The sequence below is a fragment of the Acinetobacter kyonggiensis genome, from assembly GCF_900107285.1.
Lineage (GTDB): Bacteria > Pseudomonadota > Gammaproteobacteria > Pseudomonadales > Moraxellaceae > Acinetobacter > Acinetobacter kyonggiensis.
Genome location: NZ_FNPK01000040.1, coordinates 1 through 16,103, shown reverse-complemented (window position 1 = coordinate 16,103; position 16,103 = coordinate 1). Strand labels below are relative to the sequence as shown.

Genomic DNA, 16,103 nt, shown 5'->3' with positions numbered 1-16,103 from the left:
GACAGCACTTCAAAAACTCTCTGCCACACGCCTGTTTTAGCCCAGCGGCTAAAGCGAGTATGCACGACTCTAAAATCACCAAAGCGTTCAGGCAAGTCTCGCCACGGGATACCTGAGCGGTAACGATATAGTATTGCTTCAACAAATAATCGGTTATCTTTGGCGGTTACACCAACCGTACCTGTTCGTCCAGGTAACAGATCTTTAATCTGTTCCCATTGATCGTCTCTTAATGCATAGCGTTTAGTCATAAGAGAATAATAAGGACGCGTCAGATTTTATCAACCTAATTGATGACACGCCCTAGATAAAAAATAGGCCCAATTCTACAATCGAGCCTATTTTTCATTTTTTGTTCGGTTTAATTTAAAAACTATTTTACAAACGTTTTCCAAACAAAATCTTGGGTTTGTCCTTGTAAAGTCATACTCAGCTGATCACCCGCCTTTAACGCAGCCACACCTGCTGGTGTCCCTGTCATCACCACATCACCTGGCTCTAGGGTAAAGACTTTACTAATATCAGCAAGCAAAGTGGCGATATCAAAAATCAGCAATGCCGTATCGCCTATCTGACGCAGCTCATCATTGACATGCAAAGTATAATGTACATTCTTCCAGTCTTTAACTTCAGTAACATCCACCCAATCCGCCAATACACAGGAACCATCAAAAGCTTTGGCCCGTTCCCAAGGCTGACCTTTCTTTTTCAAGTCATCTTGTAAATCACGTAAAGTTAAGTCCAACCCCAAAGTAACCGCACCCACTGCTGCTAAAGCTTTGACTGGATCCGTTTCTGCCGTTAAGGTTTTATCAATCCGTAACGTCAATTCACACTCATGATGGCAATTGCCCCATGCAAGATTCCAACTAATCCCTTTCTCTAAACTTAATAGGCTACTCGGTGGCTTCATAAACAGCACTGGATAATCAGGAATAGCATTGCCTAGTTCTTCGGCATGGTCTGCATAGCTACGACCGACACAGACAATTTTAGATGGACGTGTACTCATAAGCTTCCCTTTTTATTTATCTATGACATTGTTTTAAACTTTACTTTTTAAAGGTATTTTCAAATACGCTCTGATCCGCAGACTGTTCAAAAGCACGCTTAGGCACAATCACCACCGTACGATTTTTCAGTTCAATCATATAGGTCAACTTGCCTATGGCAAAGTTTTGCACTTCATTGTAGTTGAAAACCTGCTTGCGGCCATTGGCATAAATTTCCGCATGATCCTGAAATAATTCGATGCCCTGTTCACTTTTACCAAACTGATATTTCACAAATTGACGTTTAAACATCATGGGTAAAAACCAGTAACGCATCACCAGTTGCATCACCAGAAAGAAGATCCCAAGCGCAACATAGTAACGTCCAACCCCAGTAAAACCGAGCATAAAGCCCCAAACAATGACCCCAATACTTACCAATGGGGTAATAAAACGTGTAATTTGCTTTTTACCAAAGGTTGCAAGGGCAAAACCATCTTGTGATTCTTCTAGGTTTAAAAAATAACGTACCGATACAGCAGGCTGGGTTTCAGACATAATTCATCATCAAATTGTTACAACAATTGCGCTAGATATTACACCAGATTTGTCACTTTCTTCATACTGGACGCAAAGTTTTCAAGGCAGTGGTAGACACACTTTGGAATGAATCATCAGATATTGGAGAACATAGCGAGAAGATGATTCTGATTAAAAAGCATAAATCTTGAGATAGCTTAAATTGAATGCTAAGCCATCTAACAGACACAAAAAAACCGCAACATGTGCGGTTTTTCAGTCTTGATCAAGTTGGTGCGCTCAGAGAGATTCGAACTCCCGACCCCTTAGTTCGTAGCCAAGTGCTCTATCCAGCTGAGCTATGAGCGCGACGTCTTGATGTGCTGCATTATACGCATTTTCATTGATCTGTTAAGTGCTTTTTAACAAATAGCGAACCAAGTGAACAGTTATTGGGCGAAATTCAATTTTTCAGCTATTTTTTAAACAAAAACCTTATTCAGTATTTGTTAAACGCAACATCCGCTGATTAATGTCAGCTACTCAGTTTAAACTTTGTAGAAAGAAGCACTAAATTTCAGACACAAAAAAACCGCAACAGGTGCGGTTTCTTCCAATTTTATATCTCTCGATGTGTTCAAGTTGGTGCGCTCAGAGAGATTCGAACTCCCGACCCCTTAGTTCGTAGCCAAGTGCTCTATCCAGCTGAGCTATGAGCGCGTACTTGAGTTGCTTTTCAGCATTCGTTACGTTTACGTTTAACTTGATTGGTGCGCTCAGAGAGATTCGAACTCCCGACCCCTTAGTTCGTAGCCAAGTGCTCTATCCAGCTGAGCTATGAGCGCATTTCAAGTTATTCGTGGCGGTGAGGGAGGGATTCGAACCCTCGGTGGGCTTTAAGACCCACGCTCCCTTAGCAGGGGAGTACCTTCAGCCACTCGGCCACCTCACCGTAACGAGCCGCCATAATACAAACTAAACTCTACTTCTTCAAGTCACATTTCAAAAAATTCTTGTTTTTTTAATCAATCATCTATTTTTTGAACAATTTAGCCCTTTTTACTGCCCTTTTACCCAATTTTTTAGCTGTGGTACGTGTGAAATATTTGGTAGCACGGTAAAATCTGACCTAAAAACACAATATTGCAATCATTTACGTGCAGTATCACGCGGCATGACTTATGCTAATCCTATCTTCTGACATGAAGCCAAAGACATTATGAAAAATTGGGTCGATCCTGAAGCTAAAGCTGAAGCTGAGCGTTATGACAATCCTATTCCAAGCCGTATTCTAATTTCAGAAACGATTGAAAAATTACAAGCACCACAGTCTCATTCAGATTTGGTGGAACACTTCAATATTGCAGACGAACGAAGCATCGAAGCACTCAGTCACCGTTTAAGTGCAATGGTACGCGATGGTCAGTTGATGAAAGATGGATTTAAATTCCAACTTGCAACCAACCAACCGACGCATGAAGGCACGGTCTATATCAACTCAAAAGGTTTAGGCTCAGTCAACATTGCCGATCATGATGATATTGTATTGCCTGAACGTGAACTGCGTTTGGTCTTTAATGGTGACCGCGTAAAAGTGCGTCAAACCTCTGTAGACCGCAAAGGTAAACCTTGGGGGTTTATTACTGAAGTCGTACAACATCGTGTCAAACAGATTATTGGTAAAGTCGCTGTATACGATGGCGAATACTTTATTCAGCCTGCAAATCCAAATGCTCACCAACCCATTACCTTAGAAAAAGAACTGATTGAACATGCTCAGGTTAAAGTCGGTGATTCTGTTCGAGTCGCGATTGATGACTACCCAACGCGTGAAGAATTGCCGACAGGGCATATCGTGCAATCTATGGCAGACAAAGCTGACACTGAAATTATTATTCCGCAAACCATTTTAGAATTTGGTTTGCCATATGAATTTCCAGAAGAAGTTATTCGTGATGCAGAACAGTTTAAAGAACCCAATGCGCAAGACCGTGAAGGTCGCATCGATTTACGTGATTTAGCACTGGTCACCATTGATGGTGAAGATGCACGTGACTTTGACGATGCTGTTTATGCAGAAAAACGTCCAGGCGGTGGTTATCGTGTCGTGGTTGCTATTGCTGACGTGAGTCATTATGTGCGTCCTGACAAACCGCTTGATAATGAAGCAAGAGAACGTGGAACCTCAGTCTATTTCCCACACTTTGTTTTACCCATGTTGCCTGAAGCGCTGTCTAACGGATTATGTTCACTCAATCCACATGTCGATCGCCTCTGTATGGTGTGTGATCTAAATTTATCTCGTGCAGGTAAAGTGACTGGATTTAAATTCTATCCTTCTGTCATGCATTCCAAAGCACGTTTAACTTATACGCAAGTTGCACAATATTTTGATGGTGACAGTGCCGCGATTCCTGAAGATCGTGATGTGCGTAAATCCATTAATACCTTGTTCCAGCTTTATCAAGTGCTCAAAGGTTTACGTGCGCAGCGTCATGCGATGGAATTTGAAACCGTCGAAACCTATATGACCTTTGATGAGCTTGGCGGCATTAAAGAAATTTTGCCACGTTCACGCAATGAAGCGCATAAGCTGATTGAAGAATGTATGTTGTTGGCCAATGTTGCAGCAGCAGAATATGCCTTAGAAAATGACATTCCAATGTTATATCGTGTGCATGAGCCACCTGAATTTTCACGCATCCAGAAAGTTCGTGAGTATGTGAAGTTGTTGGGTTTACCCTTCCCTGAACAGCCAACACAAAAAGATTATCAAGCTGTCATTGAAGCGACCAAAGAGCGAATTGATGCGCCAAGTATTCATGCTGTGTTATTACGTTCGATGATGCAAGCCTACTACGGCGCGAACAACGCTGGGCATTTTGGTTTGGCCTATGATGCTTATACCCACTTCACTTCACCCATTCGTCGTTACCCAGACTTGTTATTGCACCGTGCCATCAAAGCGCATTTAAAACAAAAGCCATCTCCACTGTCAGGAGCTGCTTTAGATGATGCTGGCGAGCATTTCTCGCAGACTGAACGTCGTGCCGATGAAGCTTCTCGCTCTGTAACGACATGGTTAAAATGTCACTATATGCAGCAGCATTTAGGTGAAGAGTTCATTGGTATCATTAGTGCCGTGGCTGAATTTGGTTTGTTCGTGACACTCAAAGACCTCTATGTCGATGGCATGATTCACGTCAGCCAATTAGGCGATGACTTCTTTGTTTATGATCAAGCCAGTCAAAGCCTCGTTGGGCGTGGTCGTGGTCAAAGCTTTAGTTTGGGCGATGAAGTCAAAATTAAAGTCGCAGCAGTCAACCTCGATGATCGTAAGATTGACTTTGAATTGTTGCAACAAATGACCCATGCAGGTCGTGCGATTCGCAGCCGTGCTCCTCGTGTTGCGGCAAAACCAGCACGTGAATCTAAAGAAGAAGTTTTTACTCCACGTGCTAAAGCCGTAGTGAGTGAAGATGGCGAACAGCCGATTCGTAAGAAAAAGCCAAAAACTAAATCAGCATCTGTTGCGAAAAAGTCAGATAAAAAGCCTTCGGCAAAATCTGATGTAAAAGCCAAAGATAAAGACAAAGTGAAGAAAAAATCCAAGCCAAAAAAGAAAAAATCCAATGCTAAAATAAAGCAGGATTAATTCTGAAAGAAAAAGAGAGCTTCGGCTCTCTTTTATTTTATAATCAATAAAATCTAAAAAATATAATAATGTATGCCAACTAATAATGTATGCCAACGATTCAAATCACGAAATATCACTATCATAATTATCTAATACTGATCATGCTTATTTTAATGATAAGTGGAACGACTACTCTATTATTCAGTAATTTTTCGCCAATGAAAATCATCGAAATTTGTACCTTATCAATCTCAGTATTACTTTATATAGTCATATTGGTCTATTTCATCTATTTAAATAAAAAACAACAATGGTTTATTCCGCATCATTGGAAAAATTTCCGTAAAAGACCAAAACTCTACTGCTTACTGATTCTTCCAGCAAATTTTATCCTTATCTTTTGGCTGAATCTTTCTCGCATTATCCCGATGACCTATACCGCCATGTTCGGTGAAAATCAGATCGTCGTTCAGCAGGCTCAAGTGACAAAAAGTTCTTTTAAAGGTGATACCCGTTATTTTTTCCGGACATCATATAGATACTTACCCATTTTCAACATCGACCAAAAAGAAGTTCAACAATATCAAAATCAGCAAATCATGTTACATCTCACAGTTATACAAAGCTCAATGGGGACGATTGTTAAATCAATCGATCATGTTCAATTAAACTCAAAAACCACAAACAAAACATAATAAATCCGAATCTTAACTTGATTTCCCTGCTCACAAGCCCTACATCTACTACTAAGTTTATCAATGAAATGGCGTATAGAAATGACTTTAGAAAAGGCGACTTTGCCGGTTCCACAATTTGATCAAATTCAACTTGCCGATTTAAAACAACAGATTGAACAAGCCATTCAGCAAGGACAAAACTTTTTAACAGATTTGACCGAAGTCCCTGAAAGCACTCAAGCACAACTTGTAGTACTCAAACAAGTAGATACGCTCGAAAATAATATGAGTGAAGCTTGGGGGATACTTTCACACCTCAATGCAGTGATGAACAATGCTGAAACCCGCGAACTCTATCAGTCACTGTTACCCAGTCTAAGCGAATACTATACAACGCTTGGTCAACACACGGCGTTGTATCAAAGCTACCAACAGGTGCATGATGCTGCACTGTTTAATAGCCTGCCTACTGCACAGCAAAGTGCAATTAAGCTGGCACTGCGCGACTTCAAACTATCAGGCGTTGCTTTAGAGGGTGAAGCGAAAAAACGTTTTGCAGAAATTTCTGCACGTTTGTCACAGCTTTCTTCTGATTTCTCCAACCATGTCCTTGATGCCACGCAAGCCTACTTCAAACCGCTGAATGAAGAACAACTCAAGGGTTTACCACCAAGCAGCATCGATCTACTTAAACAATATGGTCAGCAACGTGAACTTGAACAAGCCGTAGCCACTTTAGATATTCCCTCTTATCTTGCCATTATGACCTATGCAGCTGACCGTGCCTTGCGTGAAGAACTGTATAAAGCCTACACCACACGTGCATCAGATCAATCTGAACAGACTGAATTTGACAACACCGAAATCATGGAAGAAATCCTAAGCCTACGTCAGGAAATGGCACAGCTACTCGGTTTCAACAATTATGCCGAGCTATCACTGGCCAGCAAAATGGCACCCGATGTCGCAACCGTCGAGCAATTTTTGGTTGAACTCGCAGAACATGCCCGTGCGCCTGCGGAAAGAGAAATTGCCGAACTTAAAGCCATTGCACAACAAGATGCTATTCTGGATTTACAACCGTGGGATACAGGTTACTATTCCGAAAAGCTTAAGGTTCAACAATTTAATTTATCCCAAGAATCATTAAAACCCTACTTCCCTGCACCAAAAATTCTGCAAGGCTTATTCAGTATTGTAAATCGTTTATACGGGATCACTATCGTGCAGCGTGAAGCCCCAGTTTGGCATCCCGATGCACATTACTTTGAACTAGAAGATCAAGGCATGGTGGTCGGTGGTTTTTACTTTGACCTGTATGCACGTAGTGGCAAACGTGGTGGCGCATGGATGAGTGGCTTCCGTTCACGTATGCAAACTGAATATGGCATACAAAAACCGATTTGCTATATGGTCTGCAACTTTACGCCTGCGGTAGGTGATCAACCTGCACTGCTCACTCACGATGAAGTAAACACCTTATTCCATGAATTTGGTCATGGCTTGCATCATATGTTGACCGAAGTAGATCACATTGCGGTGGCGGGTACTCACGGTGTCGACTGGGATGCCGTGGAGCTACCAAGTCAATTTATGGAGTTTTGGACGTGGGATCATGAAAGTCTAGATTTACTTAGTGAACATATCGAAACCAAACAACACTTACCGCAAAATTTACTGAAAGCTTTGCTAGATGCACGTTTCTTCCAATCCGGTATGCAAACACTCCGTCAAATTGAATTTGCCTTATTTGATTTATCTATTCACAAGCACAATCCAGCTTTAAATGCCGCACAAGTCCAAACCATATTAGATGATATTCGTCAAAAATATGCCGTTGCACCTACAGCAAGCTATAACCGTTTTCAGCATAGTTTTAGCCATATTTTTGCCAGTGGTTATGCCGCAGGTTATTACTCGTATAAATGGGCGGAGGTTTTAGCCAGTGATGCCTTTGACCGTTTTGAAAAAGAAGGCATTTTTAATACACAGACTGGAAAAGAGTTCCGTCAATTTATTCTAGCAGTTGGCGGAAAAGATACAGCACTTGATGCGTTTATCAATTTCCGTGGACGTGAGCCAAAAATAGATGCTTTATTACGCCATCAAGGTTGGACGAATGCCTCTAAAAACACTTAAACTAAGCGCCTTAAATTGATCAAAAGGTAAGTCAGATGACTATTAAACGTCGTTTCATCGCAGGTGCTAAATGTCCCAAATGTGAAGCGTTAGATCGAATAGTCATGCTTAGCTCTGGTGACGATGAATGGATTGAATGTATCGAGTGTGATTATAGTGAAAATCGACCGACCCATGTCGATGAACCACAAATGCCAGAAGTTGCAGATGAAATCGGTGTCATTCAATTCAAACCTCGTCAACCAAAATCATAAAGGTTCATAAATGGCGTTAGATCAAAGAAATAGCCCAACACTTTTATTGGGCATTATTGGGGGCTTAGTTGCAATCATTGTGCTTTTTTTGGCCTATCAATGGTTTTTTTCAACCTCGAACGAAGCAATTCCTGAACATGAGGCAATCAGCTTACAAACGCCAGCAAAACCAGCTACTTCTGCTGAAGTAAAACCAACTGAAGCAGAGTCTGTAATCGATGAAAAAACCATTCAATTGGTCGATGAAAAAATTCTAAAAGCACCTGTTCCAGAAAATGAATCCTTGCTCAAAGAAGAAGTGGCTAAACTTGACGATATTCAAACTCAATTGAATGATCAAGAAGTCATGCTAAAAACACAACATACCGATGCTGATGACTTAATTGCACTCAAAGAAGAACAAATTAAATTACTTGAAGCTCAGCTGAAAAAATCAAATTCAAATTGAAGCATGGCTTGATCTTTTCTCCCCCCAGATTGATCAGCCGATCTAAATATACCGATCAGCTGATGTATGAATGAAGCATCAAAAATAGCATAGGACTTTGTTAACATCATAATATGTATGCTGTAATAAAGTTGATCCTTATGCATGTGTTTATAAACTTGCACCCGCAAAATAAATTAGCCTTACAAATTCTATAACCCTTCTTTTTTCTAATATTTAAGCTGTATGTTCTGAGCACAATATTCAATCACGACCATTTGATCGGATTTAAATGCTTTCTCATCGCCACTATGCGGTGGTGTCTTTTATTAATACAAGAATATTGAGCATAGCCATTCATACGCCATGAAATCAAAAAAGCACCCGAAGGTGCTTTTTCTTTTACTGTTAAAATTTAGTGATACCAGCCAAATAATTTAAAAATGTAAGGAACATAAGCAATAATCAACATTGCAGGGAACATCACAATTACTGGCAAAATCCAACGTTCAAAACGGTAGAAGAATGGCTGATCTCTCACCTCAGCATCTGCTTCGGCTACTTCTGCATCACCAACAGACTGTCTTGCCAAGAGATGATTCAGTGCAACTGGTGGCGTTACATAGCCCAACTCGAAACCAATTAAAGTAATCATCCAAAAATGTATAGGATCAATGCCATATTGGTAGGCTACAGGTGCGACAGTTGCCGAAATTAAAATTACGGCACCAAATGGATCCATAATCATGCCGACAAAAATCATCAAGGCAACAATGAGTGTAATCACGATAAAAATACTGCTAATGTCCGTCGGGAAGAACTCCATAATTTCAATGCGTTCAAGGAATCCCCCCACACTCACAGACAATGCCATTAAAATGATTAATGCACCAATATGCCCGACTGTTTCACTGGTCGAGATATGCAAGGCTTTAAAGAAACCGACTTGACGTGGCTCATCCTGATCAGGTGTGGATGGCTTAGTGATTACGGACTCTTTAACCATGACAGATGTTGTGGTCATGGTTGGCGCTGCATCCATTGCAGATACTGCTGTCATTGCTGATGCTTGAGAGTATGCATACTGCTGCTCCACGGGTGTATTGTTCAGCGTTTCATCCCAATGTCCAACTGGAGCAATCGGCGCAGGCTCATGACGTAATTTATCAAATAACACCATAACCAACAAAATCACGGGCATCATCACCGGTGCAGTAAACTCATTCATATCTGTTGAAAGTAAATATTTATAAAACAACCAGATCAGTATAAAAATACTGATATAAGGCAAAACCGGTAAAATTGCTCGTAATGATTTCGGTGCAGCAAATGCAGGTGATGCAATTCTGAATTTTTGCTCAGCAAAGTACAAAGAAACAATCAAAAATAATGTTGATGTCAATAAGAATACATACACACCATAATGATAGAGTACATCGGTTGTAACCTCTTTATTTAATGAAGCAACCACCACAATTAATAAACATGGACGTAATACGACCCCCATTGAACCCGACATTGCTGTTGCTGCCAAGGCAAACTGACGACGCCCCCCGGCATTCCAAACTTCCTTATAAATAATTGCACCTGCTGCAATTACAAAAATACCTGATGCACCGGTATAAGCTGTCGGTAAAGCCGCAGCAATCAAAATCAACCACGTTAATGTTTCAGGTGCAAGATTCCACGGACGCAAAATATTCAAAAATAAATCGACAATTCGTGTTTGCTTAAGCAACATACCTGCCCAGACAAACAAGGCCAAGTTTAGAAAAATACTAGAAAATTCAACCAATTGTCCCAAGTAAATCCCTTGCCCCATTGGATAATCCATGAAGAAAGTAAATGCAATACCAGTAATGATGGCCATATAGGCATACAACGGAACACTTAGGAAAGCCAAACCAACACTGCCCCCTTCATCACTAGAAGGTCTTGGTGGTTTAATCAGTTGAAATAAACTAATACAGGTCAAAACAGTAAACAGAACAATCCACATCCAATAAATAGCATGCATTTCTCCTGTAACAGGTACACCTGAATCTTTGATCGAATTATATTGACTCCAACTTGATGCCATCAAGAAACCATTGGCAACAAACATAGCTATTGAATAAACACGAAAATCAATACGGGTTACTGGACTGCGTAAACCAATATGGTGGGTTTTTAGCGTTGCACTGATTGCGGCAAAGACCACCATCAAGACCAATAAAATTGCCCGATTTTCACTTCCGAATTTAAAAATACCAAAGAATGAGGTTTCAATCGTGCGATACATTCTCAGACTTGGGTGAGCCTGCATATGCTTAATGGCTTTATCATAAAATAGATACTTTTCTTCACACTGCTGCTGTGCTGCCAACACGGAAGCGCGAACATCTGCAGCCGATGTAGTACCAAAAATATCGGCAAACTCATCATTGGCATTGGCTTTCATTTGCTGTTGTACTTGCGCGTCTATATTTGGACTGCGGTCACAATCTGGCGCTGTCGGTTCTGCTCGTAGAAATGAATATTGCATACTGGTTGCTGGGTCGCCATATAAACGCTCCCCCATACGTAACAACTGGCCATGAATCATCTCACCCGTGCCAATAATCAACGTCAGCAGCAATAAAGCCAGAATAACAAAGGTTGAGATCCACTCAACCCAGATATAACGTAATAGACCCAATCCAGATCTATTGTTTTCATCATTTTGCATGTATATTCCTATTTTTTATTTTGGTCATCACAATTGGTTCAGCAATGCCAATGTCCTTTTTGAATAGAAAATATCCTTTCTCTACCCAATCTATTTATTGTTGTGTATAAATCTGCATCAATTTGGTCGGAATAAAAATGACAATATGCATTTTCTTTTATGTTTTAAATGTCAATCTGTTTGCCATCTATAAAAATAACACCATAAAATATAAATGATTGCGATCATTACTCCCCAAATAACACCCAGTAAATGTGCTTCAACCAATACGGGACTGCCTATCAGTTCCGCTGTCCCAACACTGCCAATGGTATTTTCCCAAATCAATTTAGCCAGAATAAGAAACCAGACCAATACCGCGAAATTACGTTCTTTCTTATCGAATAAATGCACACTTGCAACTGCGACATATGCACCATGCAAAACCCCAGATAAACCTGCATAAGCCTCAATATCGGGGAAAATATAATAAAAACTAAGACTAATCAAAAGGGGTAGCAACAAAAGTAAAGCCACAAAATGCCACACTTTCACGCGTGGGAAAATAAAGGGCAAACAGGCAAAAGCCAGCATGTTCAACAAATAATGAACCCATCCGACATGAACCCAATGTGCTGTCCATAAACGCCAAAACTGTTGCAGCAAGTCTGCTTTCCAGTAAATAAATGCATCTGAAAAAACTTGAAGGCATGCCGAAAATGACACCGCAATTGCAATAAAAACAATTTTTCGCATCAGAAATGGGTCTTTCATTGGCATGCCCCTTACTTAAAACGCTTCTATCCGAAATTTAAACGATTCATTCTAGTCCCTTAAAACCCTATTTTTATTGAATCAAACTTAGGATTAAGCACCGTCCTTTTCGCTAAATAATTCATCTAATTCTGTGGTATTGTCTTTCTCATCCCAGAAACGTTGCATACCATCATCACCAGTACGAATGCCCGTATGTTCTGTCCAATAACGGTCAGAAATGGCCTGTACCATATTCTTCGCCATGCTATCTACGAGTTTAAATTGTGGATTGACTGGTTTTTCTTCTGAACGCGAAGCAGCAAAGCTTTTTAGTGCATCACGAATTTTGGCATCATCACCACTGGCTTGAGCAGCCACGGCATATAAAGCATGCGATAAACGCACCCCTTTTTGCTCACCCAGTTGAACCGACTCTTTTAAGGTCTGGTAAGGATCCGGTTTACCATCACCAGCACCCGGTAACAAAGTCCAAATCACCGCACGCGTAGCATTGGGTGCACCCCAGAATTTTGCATTGTCTAAGCAGGTCATACCACGTTCAACCACTGCCGCAATATCTTTGGGAACATTGACTGCACCACCTGAATTAATATCATTGGTCATGGCTTGTAAACCACTAATCATCCCCATTAAGTAAACAGTTTGATCCAAATCACTTTTCATTTTTGGGCATCCCTCACCCAGTTTTTTGTTATATTTCGCTTCCCAATGATTTTCAAACAGTTGATAACCTGCATATTGACGCTGTGCAGCAATCGCCGCCCATCGTTTTTGTTCTATACGGGCATCTTGTGCTTCTGATACTTGACCTGCTTTAGAGGCACGTAAATAGCGCAGTTCTGATTCAAGCGCCTGATTTTCTGCACAAATTCCAGATGAAGCATATAAAAGTACCGCAACACGTGTTGGGTCTGCGCCCATATCTTTGGTTGCCATAATGGCTGGGGTTAAAGCATTACCTGAATTACACGCCATATCGGCATCATCCATGGCTAAAATAGGCGGTACAATATGCTTTTCACTAAAGCCAAGTGCGACATTCGCCCCTGTTTTAACCACTTGAGAACAACCTGATAATAAAGAACTTGCAACTGTAATAATTGCCATACCTTGGCATATTTTTTGGACTTTCGACATTTTCCTGTCCTCTATAATTGTGTTTATGTCCATATAACTAAACATATCAGATGCGAAATCTGAATAAAAGAGTATTTACTCTAATTTAATCTGATACTTTGCCATGAAATGAAGTACAAAAAATTGACTGTATTCAATGAAATTAAAAAAATTAGGCAAAAAAAAGTAGCATTGCGACGGTTCGGCACATGCTACTTATCAAGGGGTAAAAGCCTATTGGCTTTCATGTTTTATCAACTGATCCTTCAGCACTGTTCCGAGTCGTCCAATAACAATTGCCAAAACAATTGCGATCACCAGAAACATCCAAGTTGGAATCACCATGATGATTTCCTCATTTGCTGTTGGTCTATTTAATGTACAGTTAGCATCAAAAATTAAGGGAAGAAATTGTCTAACAATTGAAATAATGGCTATTTTTATATCAAAGCTGTCTTACATAGCCAGTGATTTAATACGTATATATCTGATTATTAATATTTTAATGTATTTATATAGAGGTGAAATTGTCTAACAATTAAATCAATTTCGCCAATTTTTTTAAGGCTTTCCACTGTTGTCGTGGCAGTTGATCTATCCAAATCAGTAATGGTTTTTCGCGGAAATGCTGAAAATAAACCACAATATACAACTGATGATCAATCATATGACTCACTGAAACGCGTTTAACCTGCTTAGACTGAGTACTTGAAAGTGACCATTCTCGTGCAGCTAAATGCTCAAAATAAATCGGTTGTGGCACTTTTAAAGCATAGGCATATGCAATGACTGCCAATAAAATGCAAAGTACCCATAACCATAACGACAAGAGTTGCTGTAAAAGTACAATTAAAAGGGTAAAAATAATCAGCTGAAATACAAAGGCTAAGCGGCTGCGTCTCAGCTGAAAAGACCGATTAGCCATGCACGTAATGTTTCAATTTTACAATCAGTGCTTTCATTTCAGGGCGTGGCGGTTCCGAAACTTCCATAAACCAATCGAGTAAATCAGGATCTTCTTGTGCAACCAATTCAGCAAAAGTTTCTTTTTCTGCTGTATCCGCCTGCAAATAATATTGTTTTACATATGGGTCAAAATAAACATCAATTTCTTTTAAACCACGACGAGCACGATAAATAACTTTGCGCTCTTCCAAGCTCATTTCTTCACTCATAATTTCCCCCAATGGTGTGCAAATTTTTGCTAGTTTACCCTATCATTAGCTTATGTTTCGAGCCATTTACTGCAATTGACCAAATTCATCATCTTATCCAAATATTTGAGCATTCGTCACATTGCCACCTCAGCCGCTATCTTCTACTTTCTATAGAACAATAACCTTGTAGATGGATACAATAAAAATGCAGTCAGGTGCGATTCGACCAATAGCCAATATGTTGCCACGTCATTTATTCACAGCAGAGCATGAAGCATTCCGTGAAAGCGTGCGCAAATTTTATGCAAAAGAAGTAGTTCCAAACACTGAAAAATATGAACAACAACAACATGTTGATCGTGACTTATGGAATAAAGCCGGTGCCATGGGATTACTCTGTGCAACGATGCCTGAAACCTATGGTGGGTCAGGCGTTGACCGACTTTACAGCATGATTTTGATTGAAGAACAAGCTTATGCGATGGATTCATCCACTGGTTTTTCCTTACATTCAGACATTGTCGCCAACTATTTAAATAACTTTGGCAATGAAGCACAAAAAAACTATTGGCTACCAAAAATGGCATCAGGTGAAACTGTAACAGCGATCGCCATGACCGAGCCAGGTACAGGTTCAGACTTACAAGCGGTTCGAACCACGGCTGTGTTAGAAGGTGATGACTATGTCATTAATGGCTCTAAAATTTTCATTACCAATGGCTATTTATGCGATATGGTCATTGTGGTGTGTAAAACGGGCAGTAGTGACAAAGGTTCAGCCAATTTATCGCTGCTTATTGTTGAAGCAGATCGAGTAGGTTTTAGCAAAGGAAAACCCCTCAATAAAATTGGCATGAAAGGACAAGATACCTGTGAATTGTTCTTTGACAATGTCCGTGTACCGAAAGAAAATTTACTCGGGATGGAAGGCATGGGCTTTATGATGCTGATGAAAGAATTGGCATGGGAACGCATGTTGGTTGCCATCATCTGTCAAGCAGGGGCTGAAGCTGCTTTCGCTCATACGGTGCAATATACCAAGGAGCGTAAAGCTTTTGGCAAACCCATTAGCGCTTTTCAAAATACCCGTTTTAAATTGGCTGAATTGCGCACCGAAATTGATTTTAGCCGTGCCTATTTAGATCGCTGTATGGAATTACAGTTAGAAGATAAACTTGGCATTGATGCTGCCGCTGCTGCGAAATATAAAATTTCTGAAATGTTCTCTAAAGTGGTCGATGAGTGCCTGCAATTACATGGCGGCTATGGCTATATGATGGAATATCCAATTGCCCGTGCTTATATTGATAACCGTGCAAATCGTATCTATGCAGGAACCAATGAAATTATGAAAGAACTGATTTCTCGCACTCTCTAAAATGACTCAGTAGATCCTAAAATGGGACCATTAGAGGTGGATCAGGAAATTTGAACAACACTTATAAGTGATATTTTGCTCCCCAAATGATGTTATAAACATCAATATATGGAGTATTTTATGGCACGTAGACCAAGAAGAAATCATTCAAATGATTTTAAAGCTAAGGTAGCACTTGCTGCGATTAAAGCAGAAAAAACACTTGCTGAATTGAGTGCTGAATTTGATGTTCATCAAAACCAAATTATCGACTGGAAAAATCAACTGATTTCAGCTTCCTCGCAAGCTTTCGATCAATCAAAAGCTCCAACAGAACCACCCATCGATCTAAAAAAACTACATGC

General features: G+C 40.2%; 14 protein-coding genes, 4 tRNA genes and 1 pseudogene. 7 read left to right on the top strand and 12 right to left on the bottom strand.

Going from position 1 to position 16,103, the window contains the following annotated elements; genetic code table 11:
• The 7 genes from BLV99_RS16960 to BLV99_RS16930 all read right to left on the bottom strand — a co-directional run.
• A partial coding sequence (locus BLV99_RS16960; protein WP_139243526.1) for a transposase occupies window positions 1-251 on the bottom strand: 251 nt, incomplete at its 3' end.
• Window positions 252-373: 122 nt separating this feature from the next.
• On the bottom strand, window positions 374-1,012 hold the full coding sequence (locus tag BLV99_RS16955; protein ID WP_092692797.1) for a fumarylacetoacetate hydrolase family protein: 639 nt from the start codon (window positions 1,010-1,012) through the stop codon (window positions 374-376).
• A gap of 40 nt (window positions 1,013-1,052) precedes the next feature.
• Window positions 1,053-1,550 carry a YcxB family protein gene (locus BLV99_RS16950; protein ID WP_086184218.1) on the bottom strand — a complete coding sequence of 166 codons (498 nt, stop codon included), beginning with the start codon at window positions 1,548-1,550 and terminating at the stop codon, window positions 1,053-1,055.
• Window positions 1,551-1,803: 253 nt separating this feature from the next.
• Window positions 1,804-1,880 (bottom strand) — tRNA-Arg (locus BLV99_RS16945).
• Between the two features lie 274 nt (window positions 1,881-2,154).
• Window positions 2,155-2,231 (bottom strand) — tRNA-Arg (locus tag BLV99_RS16940).
• Between the two features lie 48 nt (window positions 2,232-2,279).
• Window positions 2,280-2,356, bottom strand: a tRNA-Arg gene (locus BLV99_RS16935).
• Window positions 2,357-2,371: 15 nt separating this feature from the next.
• Window positions 2,372-2,463, bottom strand: a tRNA-Ser gene (locus BLV99_RS16930).
• Between the two features lie 264 nt (window positions 2,464-2,727).
• Here BLV99_RS16930 and rnr point away from each other — a divergent pair.
• From rnr to BLV99_RS16905, 5 genes are all read left to right on the top strand, one after another.
• Window positions 2,728-5,166: a ribonuclease R gene (rnr, locus tag BLV99_RS16925; RefSeq protein WP_205666509.1), complete on the top strand. Its 2,439-nt coding sequence runs from the start codon at window positions 2,728-2,730 to the stop codon at window positions 5,164-5,166.
• A gap of 200 nt (window positions 5,167-5,366) precedes the next feature.
• Window positions 5,367-5,843, top strand: coding sequence for a hypothetical protein (locus BLV99_RS16920; protein ID WP_092692795.1), 477 nt, complete (start codon window positions 5,367-5,369; stop codon window positions 5,841-5,843).
• Window positions 5,844-5,906: 63 nt separating this feature from the next.
• The gene (locus BLV99_RS16915; protein ID WP_171259195.1) at window positions 5,907-7,964 is read left to right on the top strand and encodes a M3 family metallopeptidase; all 2,058 of its coding nucleotides are present in this window, start codon (window positions 5,907-5,909) and stop codon (window positions 7,962-7,964) included.
• 41 nt (window positions 7,965-8,005) lie between these two features.
• The gene (locus BLV99_RS16910) at window positions 8,006-8,218 is read left to right on the top strand and encodes a YheV family putative zinc ribbon protein (protein ID WP_171259197.1); all 213 of its coding nucleotides are present in this window, start codon (window positions 8,006-8,008) and stop codon (window positions 8,216-8,218) included.
• A gap of 10 nt (window positions 8,219-8,228) precedes the next feature.
• Window positions 8,229-8,666, top strand: a complete 438-nt coding sequence (locus tag BLV99_RS16905; RefSeq protein WP_092692788.1) for a hypothetical protein — start codon at window positions 8,229-8,231, stop codon at window positions 8,664-8,666.
• A 394-nt stretch (window positions 8,667-9,060) separates the two neighbouring features.
• Here the strand turns inward: BLV99_RS16905 and BLV99_RS18800 are convergent, their stop codons facing one another.
• From BLV99_RS18800 to BLV99_RS16875, 5 genes are all read right to left on the bottom strand, one after another.
• Window positions 9,061-10,515, bottom strand: coding sequence for a TRAP transporter large permease subunit (locus tag BLV99_RS18800; RefSeq protein WP_425283567.1), 1,455 nt, complete (start codon window positions 10,513-10,515; stop codon window positions 9,061-9,063).
• Between the two features lie 1,008 nt (window positions 10,516-11,523).
• The gene (rrtA, locus tag BLV99_RS16895; RefSeq protein WP_092692784.1) at window positions 11,524-12,105 is read right to left on the bottom strand and encodes a rhombosortase; all 582 of its coding nucleotides are present in this window, start codon (window positions 12,103-12,105) and stop codon (window positions 11,524-11,526) included.
• A 93-nt stretch (window positions 12,106-12,198) separates the two neighbouring features.
• A complete protein-coding gene (locus BLV99_RS16890) occupies window positions 12,199-13,245 on the bottom strand; it encodes a hypothetical protein (protein WP_092692781.1) in 1,047 nt (348 codons plus the stop codon).
• Window positions 13,246-13,762: 517 nt separating this feature from the next.
• Window positions 13,763-14,149 (bottom strand): hypothetical protein, encoded by a 387-nt coding sequence (locus tag BLV99_RS16880; RefSeq protein ID WP_086184227.1) that lies wholly within the window; start codon window positions 14,147-14,149, stop codon window positions 13,763-13,765.
• The gene (locus tag BLV99_RS16875) at window positions 14,142-14,399 is read right to left on the bottom strand and encodes an FAD assembly factor SdhE (RefSeq protein ID WP_086184228.1); all 258 of its coding nucleotides are present in this window, start codon (window positions 14,397-14,399) and stop codon (window positions 14,142-14,144) included. Before BLV99_RS16875 ends, BLV99_RS16880 begins: the two co-directional genes overlap by 8 nt.
• A gap of 187 nt (window positions 14,400-14,586) precedes the next feature.
• On the opposite strand from BLV99_RS16875, the gene BLV99_RS16870 reads away from it, so the two are divergent.
• Together BLV99_RS16870 and BLV99_RS16865 are read left to right on the top strand one after the other, a co-directional pair.
• Complete coding sequence (locus tag BLV99_RS16870) at window positions 14,587-15,759, top strand: acyl-CoA dehydrogenase family protein (RefSeq protein ID WP_086184229.1); 1,173 nt, start codon at window positions 14,587-14,589, stop codon at window positions 15,757-15,759.
• A 120-nt stretch (window positions 15,760-15,879) separates the two neighbouring features.
• Window positions 15,880-16,103, top strand: a pseudogene (locus tag BLV99_RS16865) (IS3 family transposase); the annotation flags it as partial.

What these genes read in the sequence shown, in the direction of transcription:
- BLV99_RS16955 (WP_092692797.1), bottom strand. Translation starts at nt 1,012, where the DNA reads ATGAGTACACGTCCATCTAAAATTGTCTGTGTCGGTCGTAGCTATGCA.
- rrtA (WP_092692784.1), bottom strand. Translation starts at nt 12,105, where the DNA reads ATGAAAGACCCATTTCTGATGCGAAAAATTGTTTTTATTGCAATTGCG.
- BLV99_RS16890 (WP_092692781.1), bottom strand. Translation starts at nt 13,245, where the DNA reads ATGTCGAAAGTCCAAAAAATATGCCAAGGTATGGCAATTATTACAGTT.
- BLV99_RS16905 (WP_092692788.1), top strand. Translation starts at nt 8,229, where the DNA reads ATGGCGTTAGATCAAAGAAATAGCCCAACACTTTTATTGGGCATTATT.
- BLV99_RS16950 (WP_086184218.1), bottom strand. Translation starts at nt 1,550, where the DNA reads ATGTCTGAAACCCAGCCTGCTGTATCGGTACGTTATTTTTTAAACCTA.
- BLV99_RS16915 (WP_171259195.1), top strand. Translation starts at nt 5,907, where the DNA reads ATGAAATGGCGTATAGAAATGACTTTAGAAAAGGCGACTTTGCCGGTT.
- BLV99_RS16870 (WP_086184229.1), top strand. Translation starts at nt 14,587, where the DNA reads ATGCAGTCAGGTGCGATTCGACCAATAGCCAATATGTTGCCACGTCAT.
- BLV99_RS16875 (WP_086184228.1), bottom strand. Translation starts at nt 14,399, where the DNA reads ATGAGTGAAGAAATGAGCTTGGAAGAGCGCAAAGTTATTTATCGTGCT.
- BLV99_RS16880 (WP_086184227.1), bottom strand. Translation starts at nt 14,149, where the DNA reads ATGGCTAATCGGTCTTTTCAGCTGAGACGCAGCCGCTTAGCCTTTGTA.
- BLV99_RS18800 (WP_425283567.1), bottom strand. Translation starts at nt 10,515, where the DNA reads ATGGCCATCATTACTGGTATTGCATTTACTTTCTTCATGGATTATCCA.
- BLV99_RS16920 (WP_092692795.1), top strand. Translation starts at nt 5,367, where the DNA reads ATGAAAATCATCGAAATTTGTACCTTATCAATCTCAGTATTACTTTAT.